Source organism: Pseudomonadota bacterium, assembly GCA_027624955.1.
Taxonomy (GTDB): domain Bacteria; phylum Pseudomonadota; class Alphaproteobacteria; order UBA828; family UBA828; genus PTKB01.
The window spans coordinates 1-14,759 of sequence record JAQBTG010000057.1 but is presented as its reverse complement, the minus strand read 5'-3'; the positions used below and the strand labels follow the sequence as shown (position 1 = coordinate 14,759).

Annotated in this window: 16 protein-coding genes; 4 read left to right on the top strand and 12 right to left on the bottom strand. The window is 59.9% G+C overall.

What is annotated here, in order from left to right:
* Window positions 1-29: 29 nt before the first annotated feature.
* Window positions 30-332, bottom strand: coding sequence for a 2-oxoglutarate and iron-dependent oxygenase domain-containing protein (locus O3A94_16155; protein MDA1357787.1), 303 nt, complete (start codon window positions 330-332; stop codon window positions 30-32).
* Between the two features lie 393 nt (window positions 333-725).
* Between O3A94_16155 and O3A94_16150 the strand changes: the two genes are divergently transcribed.
* Window positions 726-2,417 carry a glutamine--tRNA ligase/YqeY domain fusion protein gene (locus O3A94_16150; GenBank protein MDA1357786.1) on the top strand — a complete coding sequence of 564 codons (1,692 nt, stop codon included), beginning with the start codon at window positions 726-728 and terminating at the stop codon, window positions 2,415-2,417.
* Between the two features lie 44 nt (window positions 2,418-2,461).
* Here the strand turns inward: O3A94_16150 and O3A94_16145 are convergent, their stop codons facing one another.
* On the bottom strand, window positions 2,462-2,896 hold the full coding sequence (locus O3A94_16145) for a GFA family protein (protein MDA1357785.1): 435 nt from the start codon (window positions 2,894-2,896) through the stop codon (window positions 2,462-2,464).
* A gap of 173 nt (window positions 2,897-3,069) precedes the next feature.
* Here O3A94_16145 and O3A94_16140 point away from each other — a divergent pair, with 173 nt between their 5' ends.
* Window positions 3,070-3,336 (top strand): tetratricopeptide repeat protein, encoded by a 267-nt coding sequence (locus O3A94_16140; GenBank protein MDA1357784.1) that lies wholly within the window; start codon window positions 3,070-3,072, stop codon window positions 3,334-3,336.
* 436 nt (window positions 3,337-3,772) lie between these two features.
* Here O3A94_16140 and O3A94_16135 read toward each other — a convergent pair whose 3' ends face one another.
* Window positions 3,773-5,302 carry an NAD(P)/FAD-dependent oxidoreductase gene (locus O3A94_16135; GenBank protein ID MDA1357783.1) on the bottom strand — a complete coding sequence of 510 codons (1,530 nt, stop codon included), beginning with the start codon at window positions 5,300-5,302 and terminating at the stop codon, window positions 3,773-3,775.
* Between the two features lie 49 nt (window positions 5,303-5,351).
* On the bottom strand, window positions 5,352-6,239 hold the full coding sequence (locus O3A94_16130) for a hydrogen peroxide-inducible genes activator (protein ID MDA1357782.1): 888 nt from the start codon (window positions 6,237-6,239) through the stop codon (window positions 5,352-5,354).
* A 120-nt stretch (window positions 6,240-6,359) separates the two neighbouring features.
* On the opposite strand from O3A94_16130, the gene O3A94_16125 reads away from it, so the two are divergent.
* Complete coding sequence (locus O3A94_16125; protein MDA1357781.1) at window positions 6,360-7,793, top strand: catalase; 1,434 nt, start codon at window positions 6,360-6,362, stop codon at window positions 7,791-7,793.
* Between the two features lie 75 nt (window positions 7,794-7,868).
* On the opposite strand, the gene O3A94_16120 is transcribed toward O3A94_16125, so the two are convergent.
* The 8 genes from O3A94_16120 to O3A94_16085 all read right to left on the bottom strand — a co-directional run bounded on the left by O3A94_16120 (window position 7,869) and on the right by O3A94_16085 (window position 13,219).
* Window positions 7,869-8,399, bottom strand: coding sequence for a cupin domain-containing protein (locus tag O3A94_16120; GenBank protein MDA1357780.1), 531 nt, complete (start codon window positions 8,397-8,399; stop codon window positions 7,869-7,871).
* Between the two features lie 97 nt (window positions 8,400-8,496).
* A complete protein-coding gene (locus tag O3A94_16115) occupies window positions 8,497-10,092 on the bottom strand; it encodes an amidase (protein ID MDA1357779.1) in 1,596 nt (531 codons plus the stop codon).
* Window positions 10,093-10,198: 106 nt separating this feature from the next.
* Complete coding sequence (locus O3A94_16110) at window positions 10,199-10,705, bottom strand: hypothetical protein (protein MDA1357778.1); 507 nt, start codon at window positions 10,703-10,705, stop codon at window positions 10,199-10,201.
* A 13-nt stretch (window positions 10,706-10,718) separates the two neighbouring features.
* Window positions 10,719-10,916 carry a hypothetical protein gene (locus O3A94_16105; GenBank protein MDA1357777.1) on the bottom strand — a complete coding sequence of 66 codons (198 nt, stop codon included), beginning with the start codon at window positions 10,914-10,916 and terminating at the stop codon, window positions 10,719-10,721.
* Window positions 10,913-11,455: a hypothetical protein gene (locus O3A94_16100; protein MDA1357776.1), complete on the bottom strand. Its 543-nt coding sequence runs from the start codon at window positions 11,453-11,455 to the stop codon at window positions 10,913-10,915. Before O3A94_16100 ends, O3A94_16105 begins: the two co-directional genes overlap by 4 nt.
* Window positions 11,442-12,401 (bottom strand): hypothetical protein, encoded by a 960-nt coding sequence (locus tag O3A94_16095; GenBank protein MDA1357775.1) that lies wholly within the window; start codon window positions 12,399-12,401, stop codon window positions 11,442-11,444. The genes O3A94_16100 and O3A94_16095 overlap by 14 nt, the downstream gene beginning before the upstream one ends.
* Window positions 12,398-12,817, bottom strand: a complete 420-nt coding sequence (locus O3A94_16090) for a hypothetical protein (GenBank protein ID MDA1357774.1) — start codon at window positions 12,815-12,817, stop codon at window positions 12,398-12,400. Before O3A94_16090 ends, O3A94_16095 begins: the two co-directional genes overlap by 4 nt.
* Window positions 12,818-13,018: 201 nt before the next feature.
* Window positions 13,019-13,219, bottom strand: coding sequence for a hypothetical protein (locus O3A94_16085; GenBank protein MDA1357773.1), 201 nt, complete (start codon window positions 13,217-13,219; stop codon window positions 13,019-13,021).
* Between the two features lie 85 nt (window positions 13,220-13,304).
* Here O3A94_16085 and O3A94_16080 point away from each other — a divergent pair, with 85 nt between their 5' ends.
* Entirely contained in the window at window positions 13,305-14,177 is an 873-nt protein-coding gene (locus O3A94_16080) for a hypothetical protein (GenBank protein ID MDA1357772.1), read from the top strand.
* Window positions 14,178-14,759: the final 582 nt, after the last annotated feature.

Below are 14,759 nucleotides of genomic sequence, written 5' to 3'. Positions count from 1 at the left end.
GAACCAGGTGGGCCAAATCCTCCTTTAGATCAGGCCGTAGATTGTTCCAAATTATATGACGACGGACACATGGGACTGTAACCGCGCAAACCCGCAGTGCCCTCCAACGGAGATTTAAGTTTCAGTTTATCCGCTTCGGGAAGGGCAAAGAATTCGAGCGAAACGTCCTGCACGGCCTTCATCAGCTCGGTTTGGATCGGATGGCCGGTGACCACCAGGAAGCCGATGTCGCGACACACCTGATCCATCTCCTCAGCAACCCGTTTTCTCGCCGCCGGATCGCCTGAGTAGAACGGTTTGAGATCGACAACCGGAACCTGAAGCATCGTCATCAGCGCCTCCTCACCTAAGATCAAGACCGAGTGCCGTCGCGCTGCATGTCGAATTATTTTTGCAGTCGGCTGGCCGCGCATATTGTAGGCGGCGGCCGTAAAATAGTCTATGCAAGCCCGGCGATCCAGCGGCACGGCCGGCCGCTGGATCGCGCCATAAACACGCCTGCGCGACGGGCTTAAAATGGCGGGTGGGATAGGGTAGAGTGGCTGGCCTTTCAACGGGCCGGATATACGGTTTGGATGGAGGCGGCGCGGCGGCAAAGCGCGGCTGGCGTCCATGCGATCATCGAGGGCGACCATGAACATCATAGATTTGATCCAGAGTGCCCGGCAGCGGGCAGTATTTCTGTGTGAAAGCGCCACGCCGGACGTACGTTCAAGGGGGCGAGGATGAACGAGCGAGCAGAGGTCGCCGGGCCTGAGGAAATCCGCGATTATATCCGCGATATCATCCGCGACGACCTTGCAGCCGGGCGGCGCGAGATCGTGGTCACGCGCTTCCCGCCCGAGCCCAACGGCTATCTTCATATTGGCCATGCCAAATCGGTGTGCCTCAATTTCGGCGTCGCTGGCGAGTTTGGCGGGCGCTGTCATATGCGCTTTGACGATACCAACCCGACCAAGGAAGAGCATGAGTATATCGATGCGATTCAGGCGGATGTGCGTTGGCTCGGCTTTGAGTGGGGCGAACATCTCTATTTCGCCTCCGATAATTTTGAACGCCTATATGGCTGGGCCGAACATCTGATCGCTGCCGGCGACGCGTATATCGATGATCTCTCGCCCGACGAAATTCGTGAGCACCGCGGCACCTTGACCGAGCCCGGGCGCAACAGCCCGTTCCGCGATCGCACGCCTGAGGAAAGCCTCGATCTCTTCCGCCGCATGCGCGCCGGCGAATTTTCGGAAGGCACCCGTGTCCTCCGCGCCAAGATCGACATGGCGTCGGGCAATATGAACCTGCGCGATCCGGTGCTCTACCGCATTCTCCACGCCGCCCATCCGCGCACCGGCAATCAATGGTGCATCTATCCGACCTATGATTTTGCGCACGGCCAGTCGGATGCCATCGAAGGCGTGACCCATTCGCTCTGCACCCTCGAATTCGAGGACCATCGCCCGCTTTATGCTTGGTTGATCGCGCACCTGCCGGTCGAAACGGTGCCCCTGCAATATGAATTCTCGCGCCTCAACCTGACTTACACGGTGCTGTCGAAGCGCCGGCTCATCCAGCTTGTGCAAGAAAATTACGTGCGCGGCTGGGACGATCCCAGGTTGCCGACACTGCGCGGCCTGAGACGGCGCGGCGTCCCGCCGGCGGCGATCCGCGATTTCGTCAGCCGCCTGGCGATCTCGAAAAGCGACGGCACGGTCGAAATGGCCCTCCTGGAGCATTGCATTCGGGAGCATCTGAACAAGGTCGCGCTCCGCCGCCTGGCGGTTCTTAAACCGCTTAAGGTGGTGATCGAAAATTGGCCCGAAGGTCAAACGGAAATGCTCGATGCGGTGAACAATCCCGCGGACGAAACCGCTGGCACGCGCTCCATTCCATTTTCAGGTGAGATCTATATCGAGCAAGACGACTTCATGGAGGAGCCACCGAAGAAATTCTTCCGCTTGGCACCCGGCCGCGAGGTGCGGCTGCGCTACGCCTATTTCATCACCTGTACCGAAGTAATCAAGGATGCCGCCGGCGAAGTGGTCGAGCTGCGCTGCACATATGATCCGGCGTCGCGCGGCGGAAATTCACCTGATGGGCGCAAGGTCAAGGCGACGCTCCATTGGGTTTCAGCGGTGGATGCCGTGTCCGCAGAAGTACGGGTCTACAACCATTTGTTCACCCGCGAAGATCCGGGCGCCGACGGCGACGTGCTGGACGACCTCAATCCAGATTCGCTGGAAATATTGCAAGATTGTCGCCTTGAGCCCGCCCTGGCGGAAGCCGCTCAGGGCGTGGCAGTGCAATTTGAGCGCCAGGGTTATTTCTGTCTCGACGCCGATTCAACAGCGGAAAAACCGGTGTTCAACCGCACCGCTTCGCTGCGCGACGAATGGGCGAGGATTCAAAAGCAGGGCGCCTGATCAGCACACCGGATGCGGCCCGGTCACGCAACCGGTCTGGCCATTCATAGACTGTCATCCGGCAACGCCCCATCGGAAGATTTCTCGAACTGCGGATATTCGTCACCAATTTCGTAAAAATCCGCTTTGTCGCCGACGAATATGTGGCCCATCGTGTTGAGGCCGGTTGGCTGATCGAGAGACCCCGCGAGGATTCCGGTGGCGTCTTGTTCGTCCGGTTGCCAGAACAGGCTGGAGCCGCATTCCTGGCAAAATCCGCGGCGTGCAATTTTGGAGCTGCGGTACCAATTTAATCCGCGCGCTTCAGTGATGCTGATGCTGGATTTCTTGGCTTTGCTGTGGGCGCCATAGGTGCCGTGCAATTTTTGACACATTCCGCAGTGGCAATTCACCACATCGCGCAAGCGGCCCGAAACCTCGAAACGGACGGCGCCGCACAGGCACCCACCGGTCGCTCCATTCCTGTTGCCTTCCACGATCTTTGCTTCCCATAGAGCGCTAAATTCTTAACTAAAATTTATTCGGTAGCGAGGCATTTTGACAACAGCGCGATGCGATCTCGAAGAGCTGAGATAAGAATTTTTCAGTTGAATTATTCACGTTCGCGAGCGTTCATAGGCGTGCCAAATTTTTGACAGCGCTATAGGAGGACATGATGAAAAAATTATTCGCCGCCCTGGCGATCGCCGCGATCGCTGGGTTCACGCTTCCCGCACAAGCCGGCCAATGCCCGGTCGACATGAAAAAGATCGACGCCGCAATTTCGAGTTCAAGCCTTGATGCGGATCAGATGTCTCTGGTCAAAACATTGCGCGCGCAGGGTGAGGTCTATCACAAAGCTGGGCAGCATAAGGAATCCGTCGAAGCCCTGGCCAAGGCCAAAGCGATTCTGAGGGTGGGTGGCTGGACCCGAATTTAGCCCGCCAGCGCATGCGCTTCACGGCGGCGATTTCGCTTTCTATCTGGCGCCTGACGTTTGAATCGTCATCTACGGCGCTCGGCCCAAACAAGCCATAGCGCGGTTCCCGATAGGTGTAGCGCGCGGTGCGGTAGAAGGTGGGATTAAGCGCCGCCTCCACAGTCTCGCGGTTGGTTTGTGTTTGGCAGGCAAGCAGGTCGGCATCGCGCGCCGCCGTTTCCACGCCCGATTTTGTCCAACTGCCGGTATCCGTCGCGCAGGCCCCGAGCAGAACCAGCAGGACTGGCAGGGCGGCCACGCCCAACCATCTTCGCCCCCCGCGTGGCGGAACAGAGCCCGTGTGAGCCGTAGCTGTAATCATGCTGACCATCCTATCTACGCTGTCGGTAACCGAGCATATCCTTGGTTGGAAATATTATGCCGCGCGCAGTGCCGTTCAAGGATTGGCCTGCAAAATGTAATGCGCCGCATTATGGCCTGGCGCGCCGGTCACTTCACCGGCCGGATGTGTGCCGCCGCCGCACAGATAGAAATTGCCGATTGGCGTATCGTAGCTCGGGCGTTCGCCGAGGAACTGGCCCGGCACCACATCGAGATGGCGGATCGCGCCGTCGGTTATGCCGGTGCGCTGCTCAATGTCCCACGGACTCAGAAATTTCCATTCGCGGATATCGGCGCGGAAATTGGGGATGAACCGGTTGACCCAATCGATGACGGCTTCGCCAGCTTCGTCGCGGCGCTGTTCCCAACTGCCCTCGGCCAAGCGTGGCGGCGCGTAAAGACCCCAGATCGAGCAAATCACGCCATTTTTTTTGGTCAGGGTCGAATCATAGATGGTCGGTATCTGAAGGTGGCAGATCGGCTGCGAACAGATTTCGCCGGCGCGCATCTCGGCGCCCGCCCGAGCATAGTGATCGAGGCTCGGCGCGATCAACATGTAGGACACGTCAGCGGCATCGATGTCTGATTCGGCTAAATAGGCCGAGACGTCGGGCGCTTTATCCATGATGCAGTGAAATTTGAAGTAGCCGGTGCCGGTCTTGAGGTTCTCAATTTTTGTGGCGAGATCGCCGGGCAAGTCGGCTGGCTCGAACAGCGTGCGGTAGGTGCGCTTGGGATCGGCATTGGAGATCACCAGGCGCGATCGTATTTCCTCGCCGCTCTCCAGGCGCACGCCGCACGCCGTGCCGTTTTCGACCAATACTCGGGCGACCGGTGCATCGCAGCGGATTTCGCCGCCCTGTTCGCGCACCGCCTCGGCCATCGTTTCGGTGATCCGGCCCATGCCGCCTTCAACGACAAAATAGCCATGAGCGCCGGCGGCGCCGAACTGGAAAAACGTCTCGGCCCAGGCGCCCCCCGGCGCATACGGATCGGCCATGTCCTGGACATAGACCATCATGGCGCGCACGCGCGCGTCATCGAAATATTCCGACGTTAGATCGTGCAGCGAGGTTGTGAGAATTTTCTCCAAAAGCGCGCTGTCGCCGCTCGCTTCGGCGCGCTTGCGGATGTCGGCCAGGCTCGGCGGATCGGTGGTCAACATGGTCGGCTGAACCAGCCCGATCATCTTCGTCCACAGCGCAACCCAATCCGGGTAGCGTTCAGCATCATGCGCATTCAGGCGCGCAATCGAGGCCATTGAGCGCTCCATCTCGTAATGCAGAAACGCGTGGCTGCCGTCTTCATAGGGAAAGAACACCGGTGGATCGATCAGGCTCATCTTGAGGCCGCGCGCGTCGAGCGCCATGTCGTCGCGCACCTTCTGTTCGAGCTTCCACATCACATAAGCGCAAGTTGAGATGCGATAGCCGTCGAAGAATTCCTCCGTCGCGCAGGCGCCGCCGACAAATCCACGCCGTTCACACAACAGCACCTTCTTGCCGGCTCGCGCCAGATAGAACCCGGCCACCAACCCGTTGTGGCCGGCGCCGACGATGATCGCGTCATAGGAGGGTTCAGCCATAGCCGTGTATTCCTTTCGGGTTCATCTCGTGATCGGCGGTGCGGTCCATTTAAGACTGCAAGGCTGCGGCGAGCAACTCGAACTCAGGAACACGCGGTGATGCCGTTCGCCAAGCAAGCCCGATCCGCCGCGACGGCTTGTCCGATAGGGGAATGAGCTGGATATCGTGTGCGCTGGTGATATTTGAATCGATCGCCAATTGCGGCAGCAGCGTCACACCGAGGCCCGCCGCCACCATTTGCACAATGGTATGCAGGCTAGTCGCCTCAAATTGAATCCGGATGCGTGAACTCTGCAATCGGCAGGCGTCGAGCGCATGTCCGCGAAGACAATGGCCTTCTTCGAGCAATAAAAGCGGTTGGTCAACAATATCGCTGTCTGAGATCGTCTTTTTACCGGCCAGAGGATGATCGCGATGACAGGCAAATTGAAAAATATCATCGAACAACTCGCGGACGGTCAGATCGCCGATTTCGAATGGTAACGCGATCATTGCCAGGTCGATCTCACCGTCGCGCAGGCGCGCGAGAACAGGCGCGGTTTGCTCTTCGCGCAAATAAAGCTGCAGCAAAGGATAAGCTGCATTTAGTGCCGGCAGAACCCGCGGCAGAAGAAACGGGCCGATGGTCGGAATAATGCCGAGTGTCATCCCTCCGGTCATGGGATTTCGATGCGGCGCGGCCAGTGCCATGATGTCATCGGCATCGCGCAGCAAAAGCCGCGCCCTTGCGGCAATTTCCAGCCCCACGGGCGTCATCATGACCGTCCGCTTGGTGCGCTCGGCCAAGGTCACACCCAGCACCGTTTCCAGGTCGCGAATACCAGCGCTCAATGTCGACGGCGTGACGCTGCAGCGATCTGCTGCTTTGCCGAAATGCTGCACGTCCGCCAGAGCGGTCAGATATTCGAGTTGCTTGAGGCTGGGCAGAAGTTTCACGCCGAAATTTCCATTAATGTGGGAAAAACGATTTATATAACGATTTTATATCGTTTCTTAAAATTAAGCGGTTGCACTAATTTCCTGTCATCGAAGGCCACCGAATATGGAGATCGTACAATGTCCAAATGCCCCATCATGACGACAGCCAATGGCAGCCCCGTCAGTGACAACCAACACTGCCTGACTGCTGGGCCGCGTGGGCCGCTGTTGGCTCAGGACTGGCAATTGTTTGAAAAGCACGCGCACTTCAATCGCGAGCGAATTCCCGAACGCATCGTCCACGCCAAGGGTTCCGGCGCGTACGGCAAGCTAACCATCACCGAAGACATCACCAGATTTACCAAGGCCAAGCTGTTTGAGCCGGGCAAGGAAACCGAATGTTTCTTGCGCTTTTCCACCGTTGCCGGTGAAAAGGGTGCCGCCGATGCCGAGCGCGACGTGCGCGGTTTCGCGGTGAAGTTCTACACCGAGGAGGGCAACTGGGACATCGTCGGCAACAACACGCCAGTGTTCTTTGTCCGGGATCCGTACAAATTCATGGACTTCATCCACTCGCAGAAGCGCGACCCCAGAAGCAATTTACGCGACGCCACTATGCAGTGGGATTTCTGGTCGCATGCGCCGGAGGCCGTGCATCAGATCACCATTCTGATGTCAGATCGCGGCCGTCCGGCCACGTACCGCCACATGAATGGGTACGGCTCCCACGCCTACAGCTTTATCAACGCCGACGGCGAGCGCTTTTGGGTCAAGTTTCATTTCAAGACGGCGCAGGGCCAAAAGACAATCGGCGACGCTCACGCCGCCATAATCATCGGCGACGACCGTGAAAGCCATCAACGCGATCTGGTGACAGCCATCGATCGCGGAGACTTCCCGCGCTGGAATATGAAAGTCCAGATCATGACCGAGGCCGAGGCGAATGAAACCGATTTCAATCCATTCGACCTCACCAAAGTGTGGCCGCACAGTGAATTTCCTCTGATCGACGTGGGAGTCCTGGAGTTGAACCGCAATGCCGAAAACTACTTCGCGGATGTGGAACAGGTGGCGTTCACCCCGGCCAACATCGTGCCTGGAATCGGCCACAGCCCCGACAAGATGTTGCAAATGCGCATCCTGTCTTACGGCGATGCGCAACGTTACCGGCTCGGGGCCAACCATCAGGCGCTTCCGGTTAACGCGCCGCGTTGCCCGGTGCACACTTATCAGCGCGATGGTGCCATGCGCTTCGATGGCAATAATGGTGGTGCGGTCAACTACCAGCCCAACAGCTTCGATGGCCCTGTGGAAGACCCGTCATTCCGGGAGCCGCCGTTAGCGATCGGTGATGTTGCTGAGCGCTACGACCACCGCCAAGGTAATGACGATTTCACCCAGGCCGGCAATCTGTTTCGCATCATGCCAAAAGACGAGCAGGCGCGTTTGATGGACACCATCGCGGGCGCGATGGCCGGCGTGCCCGACGATATCATCGGCCGTCAAATCGGTTATTTTCGCAGCGCCGACCCGGCTTACGGTGCCGGGGTCGCTAAGCGCCTGGGTAAATAATTGGCAACACGAGCGGCCTTTCCCCCGCTGACGACGGGGAGAGGCCGTGTCTACCTGCGCTTGATCGTGGTGGTCTCAGCTTGCTGGTTTGCGCATATCGACAAGATCGCCCGCTTCATTCACGTAAAGACCGAGTTCTTTGGCCCGCGCATTGATATGTGGCGACCATGTCGCTTTGCCCGGATCGGTACCGCCGAGAATGGCCAGGATGTGAGCCGGCTCGGTGCCGGCGTTGCGCAACCCGCGCATGACGCCGGGCGGCACGGAAAACACATCAAACGGCTCGAGGATCACTTCTTCCTCGCCCTCCGGTCCCAAGGTAACCGCCCAACGACCACTGAGCGCGACGAAACATTCGATCGTTTCATGGTCATGTTGTGACGATCCTTTGCCGGGGTCGGACTTCATCATGGTCAGGTTGAAATCTCGATTGTCGGCAATCATTGGCTCTAGTCCGGCGTCTTCGGTCACGCCGCGCCCGATGATGTTGTAAATCTCGCGTTGGTATTCGGGTATCCGCGTGTCGGCAAAAGCTTCCGAGCTTGAACGTAAGTCCTTAAAGCGCGCAACCCGCGAAAGCAGGGACGCGATGCTGAATTTGGTCATTGTATCTCCGTACCCCATGCCGCTTCAGACGAAGCGTTCGCCGGCCCCGGCAACGCCGGAGCATATTGCTCTGACGTCCCCTGAGCCGGCGTATCGCCTAGCGTTTCTGCCAGTCGCCTGATTTCTCCACCGCGTCGGCTACGCGCAGAACGGTGAGGTCATCGAACTGACGGCCGACCAGCATCAACCCAATCGGCAAATCATCCTCGATCGCGCACGGCACGCTGATCGACGGATGGCCGCTGAGGCTGAACTGGCAGGTATTGCCGATCATGTTGAGAGCCTGCTCCATATCGGTCTCGATACTGCAATCTGGCGCGGCGAGCGGCGGCGTCATGAACGGCACCGTCGGCATCGCGATCACGTCGCACTCCGCGAGGGCTCTATCGTAATCGGCGTTCAGCAGGTGGCGCTGGTTTTGCGCCTTGGAATAATAGCGCCCATGATATTTGCGGTGCATATATTCACCCAGGATCACCACCAATTTGGCCGCGACCGGCAGGTCGTTCGCCCGTGAATCAAAGCCCCGGCCCAACGCTTCTCTCAGCCGCGTGTTGTAGAATCCACTCCAGTTGGAGCCTTGGTTGTAGCCCTTGATCATGAACTCGGCGGAACCTTCGAGACCAATCGCGTTCCACAGATGCGGACCGACCATATGCATCGGCGCCGATACCACCTTCACAATGGCGCCCTTGGCTTCGAGCGCCTTGACCGCCGCTTTGCACTTGCGGTCGACCACCTTATCGCTCGCCGGAAAGCCGAGATCGTTCCAGCGTTTTTGCCCGAATCCTTCTTTGAGGAGCCCGATCTTCAGGCCCTTCACGCCTTTGCCGATCGCCGGCATGTAGTCCTGCACATAGTTATCGGGGATCACGCCGCGCTGGCGCGGGTCCATCGGATCGGGACCGGCGAGGACCGAGAGCAGCCGCGCGGTGTTCTCCACCGTGTCGCACATCGGCCCCAACGTATCCATCGTCATCTCGATCATCACCGCGCCGGTGTAGGGCACCAGGCCAAACGTCGGCTTGTGACCCACAACGCCGCAGCGCGATGCCGGCAGGCGGATCGAGCCCGCCTGATCGCCGCCAATCGCCATCTTGACATCGCCTGCCGCGACAACCGCGCCGCTGCCGCCCGACGAGCCGCCCGGTGAATGGGTTGGCTTGCGCGGATTGCGGATCGGCCCGAGAGCGCTGGTATGGCCGCCGCCGGAAAACGAGCAATCCTCGGTGGTGGTCTTGCCAACGATGGTGCCGCCGGCATCGAGAATGCGGGTGACAATGGTGGCATCGACGTCGGGAATATAGCCTTCGAGCACCCGGCTGCCGTTCATCAGCGGGATGCCGGCAACGCCGACCGGATCTTTAATGCCGACGTCATAGCCCTTGAGCATGCCCGATTTAGCGCCCTTGACGTCACAACGCCAATACCAGCCATTGTAGGGATTGTCTTCGGCGCTTGGCCGGTAGCCGGCATTGCGCGGATATTTCTGTGGCGGCCGCCATTCCGGGATTTGTTCAAGCACCCGATAGGATTCCATCGGCCCGCGCATCAAATTTTGATAGGACTGCGCATCATCTTCTGGCATCTCAATGCCGAACTCATCGGCAAGATCGCGAATTTGATCGATCGTCGGTAAATTGGCGCCTTTGGCCATCGTCACTTCTCCCTCAAAATGCGTCCGCCCTGGCATTCAAACCACGCCACCGCGCCGCTGTTATCATTGGAAATAATTTATCTAGCCAGTCTAGGCGACGGCGAGGGCTTCGCCCACAACATATTGCTCGCCCGAGCAATCCTCACACTGCCCGTCGCGCATAGCCCATGCCTTCGGCAAGTTTGCAGATGGCGGCAAGCAGGAGCTTGGCGTGGTGGACGTCATTGGGGAGTGGCTGGAGGGGTTTTAGCCAGCGCGGGAAGTGTTCGAAGATCACCAGATTGTCGAGTTGGTTGAGCGCCTCTTTGTTGAGGGTGGCGCGCGCCAATTCATAATCGTTGCGCCGGCCCATGACGAATTCATCGGGCCAAGTCTTGCGCGCGCCCGAAGGCCGCTCACCGTCATAGGTTGCGGCGGCGAGGTTGGCGCGCCCGAAGACCGCGTAGTGTAAGAAGCCGTAGCGCTCGCAGGCCTGCAACTCGCCGACCGTAATCACGCTGTTGGCCGCCATGATACCCAACGCATAGGCGATGTCGGCGCGGCCATAGGCGAGGCTGCGCCGGACATGGCCTTCCGGCGTGCCGTTGTCGCGCGAACGCTGCAGCCTGCCATTGGGCTCGCGCGGGCCATTTTTGCGGTTTCTCGCCATCTTCCGCGCGCCTCTAATTCCGGTTTCCGTAGAGCCGATTGCCTACGGTTTCGAGCAGCTTTTGCTCCACCCAGGACAGGCGCGGGTCTTGGACGCCGACCACCAAAATCCCGAGTTGACGCCAGCCGCGCCGCTTTTCCGCCTCGGCGTCGATAGGGCTCGCCACCTTGTGGCCGATTGGCGAGGCCAGCTGTGCATCTGCGTTTTTCATGCCAGATACTCCCGTCTTAATGCGTCTTCGCGCACGCCCATCGCGTGCCACATTGCTTTCAGCCGTGCCGTGGCGCCGGTGCCGGCGACGAGTTCTTTTTCCGCCATGCGTTGCGCGCGCTTGCTGGCAGCGGCCATTTGTTGAAATTGTGCCGCGTTCGGCGGCCGTCCGTGATCCTCAACAAAAAGCCGCACCGAATGCCCATAGCCGGCTTTGAGCGCCTGCTGCCCGGGTTTTGAGCGCAAGGTTTGGCCGACCATCTGGCGCCGATCGGCGACGTGCGCGGGCGGCACGGTTGCGCATTGTGGCCGGGCGTCACGGCACGCGCTAACCAGTTCCGCGACGCTCGGCCAACGGCGATATTTATGGGTTTCGGCGAGGCGGTCGACGGCGCGGCGCAGGGTTTCGCGCGGGAATTTCTTGAGCACTCGCGCATATTCCTCGGCCAGGGCATGGGCGGTTTCCGGTTCCGGCGGGCCGAACAGCAGCGTGAGGCGTTCAAACACCAATTCGCGAATGTCGAGATTAGTGGTTTGCATGGTCTACCTTTCCTGCCGTGCCTGCCGCGCGTACCTGGCTTGAAGTGCGTGGTTCTTTGGCGTTTTCGTCCTCACCCCAATTTGCCAGCGGATCGCGCAACGCGTCGGAACGCCATCCGGGCGCGCGTCCGGGTTGTTGTTCGGCGGTGCGGCGGATCCAGTTTTTCCATGTCGCCGGCCAGTCGAGCTTGCAGCCGCGGGCGCCGGGAATGGCGATCCAATAGTCCCTGAATTTTGCTGCCTCGGCCGCAATCGCCGCCGGTGCCAGCCCTGCCGCCGCCGCGAACGCAATCGCATCCGGCGCGGGCGCCCAGTCGCGCGCCAACCTGGCGCCTTTCTGGTCGGTCGCCTGGCGTTGACGGGCTGTCACAGCGGTGCGCATCAAACCGTTCACAGGAACGGGCGGTGGAGCGGGTGGGCGCGCGCGCGCGCTCAGCGCGGCCTCTTCTTCGGGCTCTGGTTTTGGTTCGGGTTCGGGTTCAGGTTCAGGAGATTCCGACCGCTTCGGGACTCGTTCGCGATGGCTTCCTGATGCACATAACAACGGCATCAGGAATTTGTTGTCGATCGCCTCTAGATCGGCGAGCAAATTGTCGAAGATGCTGCCGCGGGGCAGCGCCGCGATGATCTTCATGGCGCCCAGAGCGACGTTGCGGTTTTCGATCTTGTTGTGGCCGAACCAGCCGGCAATGCGCACCAGGTAATTGTTGGGGTCGCGCTCGATAAAGCGCTTGGCGGTGAGTTCTGAGAAGCGCAGCGCCAGGGTCTCCGCCGGCCAGTTCAGATCGGCCATGATGTAGCCGTCGGGCAATACGAAGCAGCCGAGCGAATTGCCGTGCGGGCAGCTGTAGAGGTAGAGCAGGAGATGGCGTGATTCATCGCAACTGAGCGCCCGCACTTTCGGGTTCTGCCAAAAACTGGTTTCGATGCGGCCATAGGTTCTCACCTGAGGCGCGCCTCTATCGCCGCGACACTGCGCTGGGTCGACATCGCCACCTTGCGCCGTGCCGCCACGGTCCGCGCCGAATGCATAACGGTGGTCGGGTCGCGTTGAATGATGGCGCCGATTTGCGCAAGGCTCTTGGTGGTGTGCCGCTTGGAGACATAGCAATAAATCTGCCGCGGCTCGGTAAACCGGCGCTGGCGATTCTTCGAGCGCAGATCGCCGGCACTCACATGGTAATAATCGGCCACCGCTTTCAGCACATCGCTGAGCGCAGTATCGGCCGCCGGCCAGCCCGAAAGGCGCACGGGATAACGATGCGGGTCATGCCCTTCAAGCACCGCCGGCAGGTCGCGCTTCCAGTCAGTCTGCAAAGCGTCCCACGCGGCTGCGGGTTGGCGCTCAAGAATCCATGTCATGCCGATATCTCCTGAAACCGCGCAACGCCACGCCGTGATGCGGCTCTGCTGATGAAAAACGCCGGAGCCGCGTCCCGTGGTGAGACGCGGCTCCGACTAGGACGCGGCTGCCGGGGGTGCCCAGGGAGGAAAGCTCCGGCAACGCGCTCGGCCTCTTGCGAGGCGAGGGGGGGATTTGCTGAGGGTGGTGTTTAGCGCTGGTCATAACGCCGGCCCTCCCGGCAAGCGGCGCGCCCGGCGCCAGTCGGCAATGCCGTCGCCCAACAATTGCGCGCAGCCGATCAGAAGAACCAGCGCCGCCCACGGCGCATAGAGCAGGGCCAGAAGGGCAAGAATGGGCAGACACAGGAGCCTGGCCGTGCGGCGCTGTGCAATTTCTTGAGCCAGAAGATCGATGTGCATATGGGATAAATGGTGCAATATTGCACAAGTCGCAAGAGCAATATTACTCCAAGCACATAAATCGAATATGTGCCATAATGCACCAATGAAACAGTCGGAAATATCAGCCCTCGCGGAGGAGCAGGAAACCCAGCGCGATTTTATCAACGCGATGATGGAATCGACCGGTTGGAGCGCGTCCTATCTGGCCAAGAATGCTGGCTTGGCGCACACCACTGTGAGCCGCTTCCTGTCCGGCACCGATGCCACCCACTGCCTAAGCACGCGCACCCTATCGAAGCTCGAAAACGCCGCCTTCAGCGAATTGTCGCGCCGCCACGGTGCCGACTTCCGCGCCTGGCCGGCGGATATGGCATTTCTCAAACATGTGAACCCGGACATATTGAGCGATAAGCGCAGACGCCTGGCGCAGGCGTTGGCCGCGGATAACGAGGCCCCGGCAGGGAAGGCGCGGCGCGGCGGCGGCGATAGCGGCGGTGAAGCGGCGATGGCGAGGCCGCGCGGGCGCACCGGCGTGTCCGAAGCACAGTTCGCCCATGCCCCTGATATCAACGCCTTGCCGAAGAATTTTCCGGTGCGTGGCATCGCGCTCGGTGGCGAGGGTGGTGAATTTACCTACAACGGTGGAGAGATCGACATCGTCCGCCGGCCGCTGGCGCTGATTGGTGTCGACAATGCGTTTGCCGTCTATGTCGCTGGCGATTCGATGGCGCCCAGATTTGAGCCGGGGGAACTGCTGTTCGTCCATCCCGGCCGTCCGCCGCAGCCCGGCGACGATGTGCTGGTCGAATTGCATGGCGGCGACGGCGAGCCCGGCGCCTGTTATCTCAAGCGCCTGGTGCGCCGCGCCGGTGGCAAGGTGGTGCTCGGCCAATTCAACCCGGCGCGCGAAATACGCATTGATGCCGCCAAGGTGCGCGCCATCCACAAGGTCCTCACCCGCGCCGAGTTGCAATAACGCCCGCCTAAGCTCTCCGCCCAGGTCTGCCGTCGGCCGATAGCCGCCCGTCACGATCCCCTAATTCCACCGTCCGATTCGCCTGAGCCGGCGTCACAGCCGCTACCCATCCGTCTTGCAAGGGGCGTGCATCTGCGTGCATTTCTGTCCTTGAGTTTATGTGCATAATGTGCATTATAGCACATTACGGCATCTCCGAATGCCACCACATCTGAGCGCCGGCGAGAGGATGAGGATGAAATTCACGGACGTACCCGACACCCCAAGCGGGCGAGAAGAAGTCATCCGCCTGAGAGGCTACATCAAGGCTCTTAAAGAGGCGCATCAAAAGGAAATCAACAGCCTTCTGGCCCAAGCCCGCCAACAAGCCCGCCAAATCGCTGAACTCCGCATGGAAGCCGGCCACGCCACGGCGGCAACCACGGCCGCAATAGGTGGCGGTGATCCTCCCCCAATGAGTTGGTCCAACCCTATAATTAGTAGAGGAGGATCAAGACATGGGAATTAGGAGACACAAGCCGGAAGAGATCGTTGCGAAGCTTCGCCAGGTTGAGGTGCTCGTTGGTCAAGGGATGTCGCGGA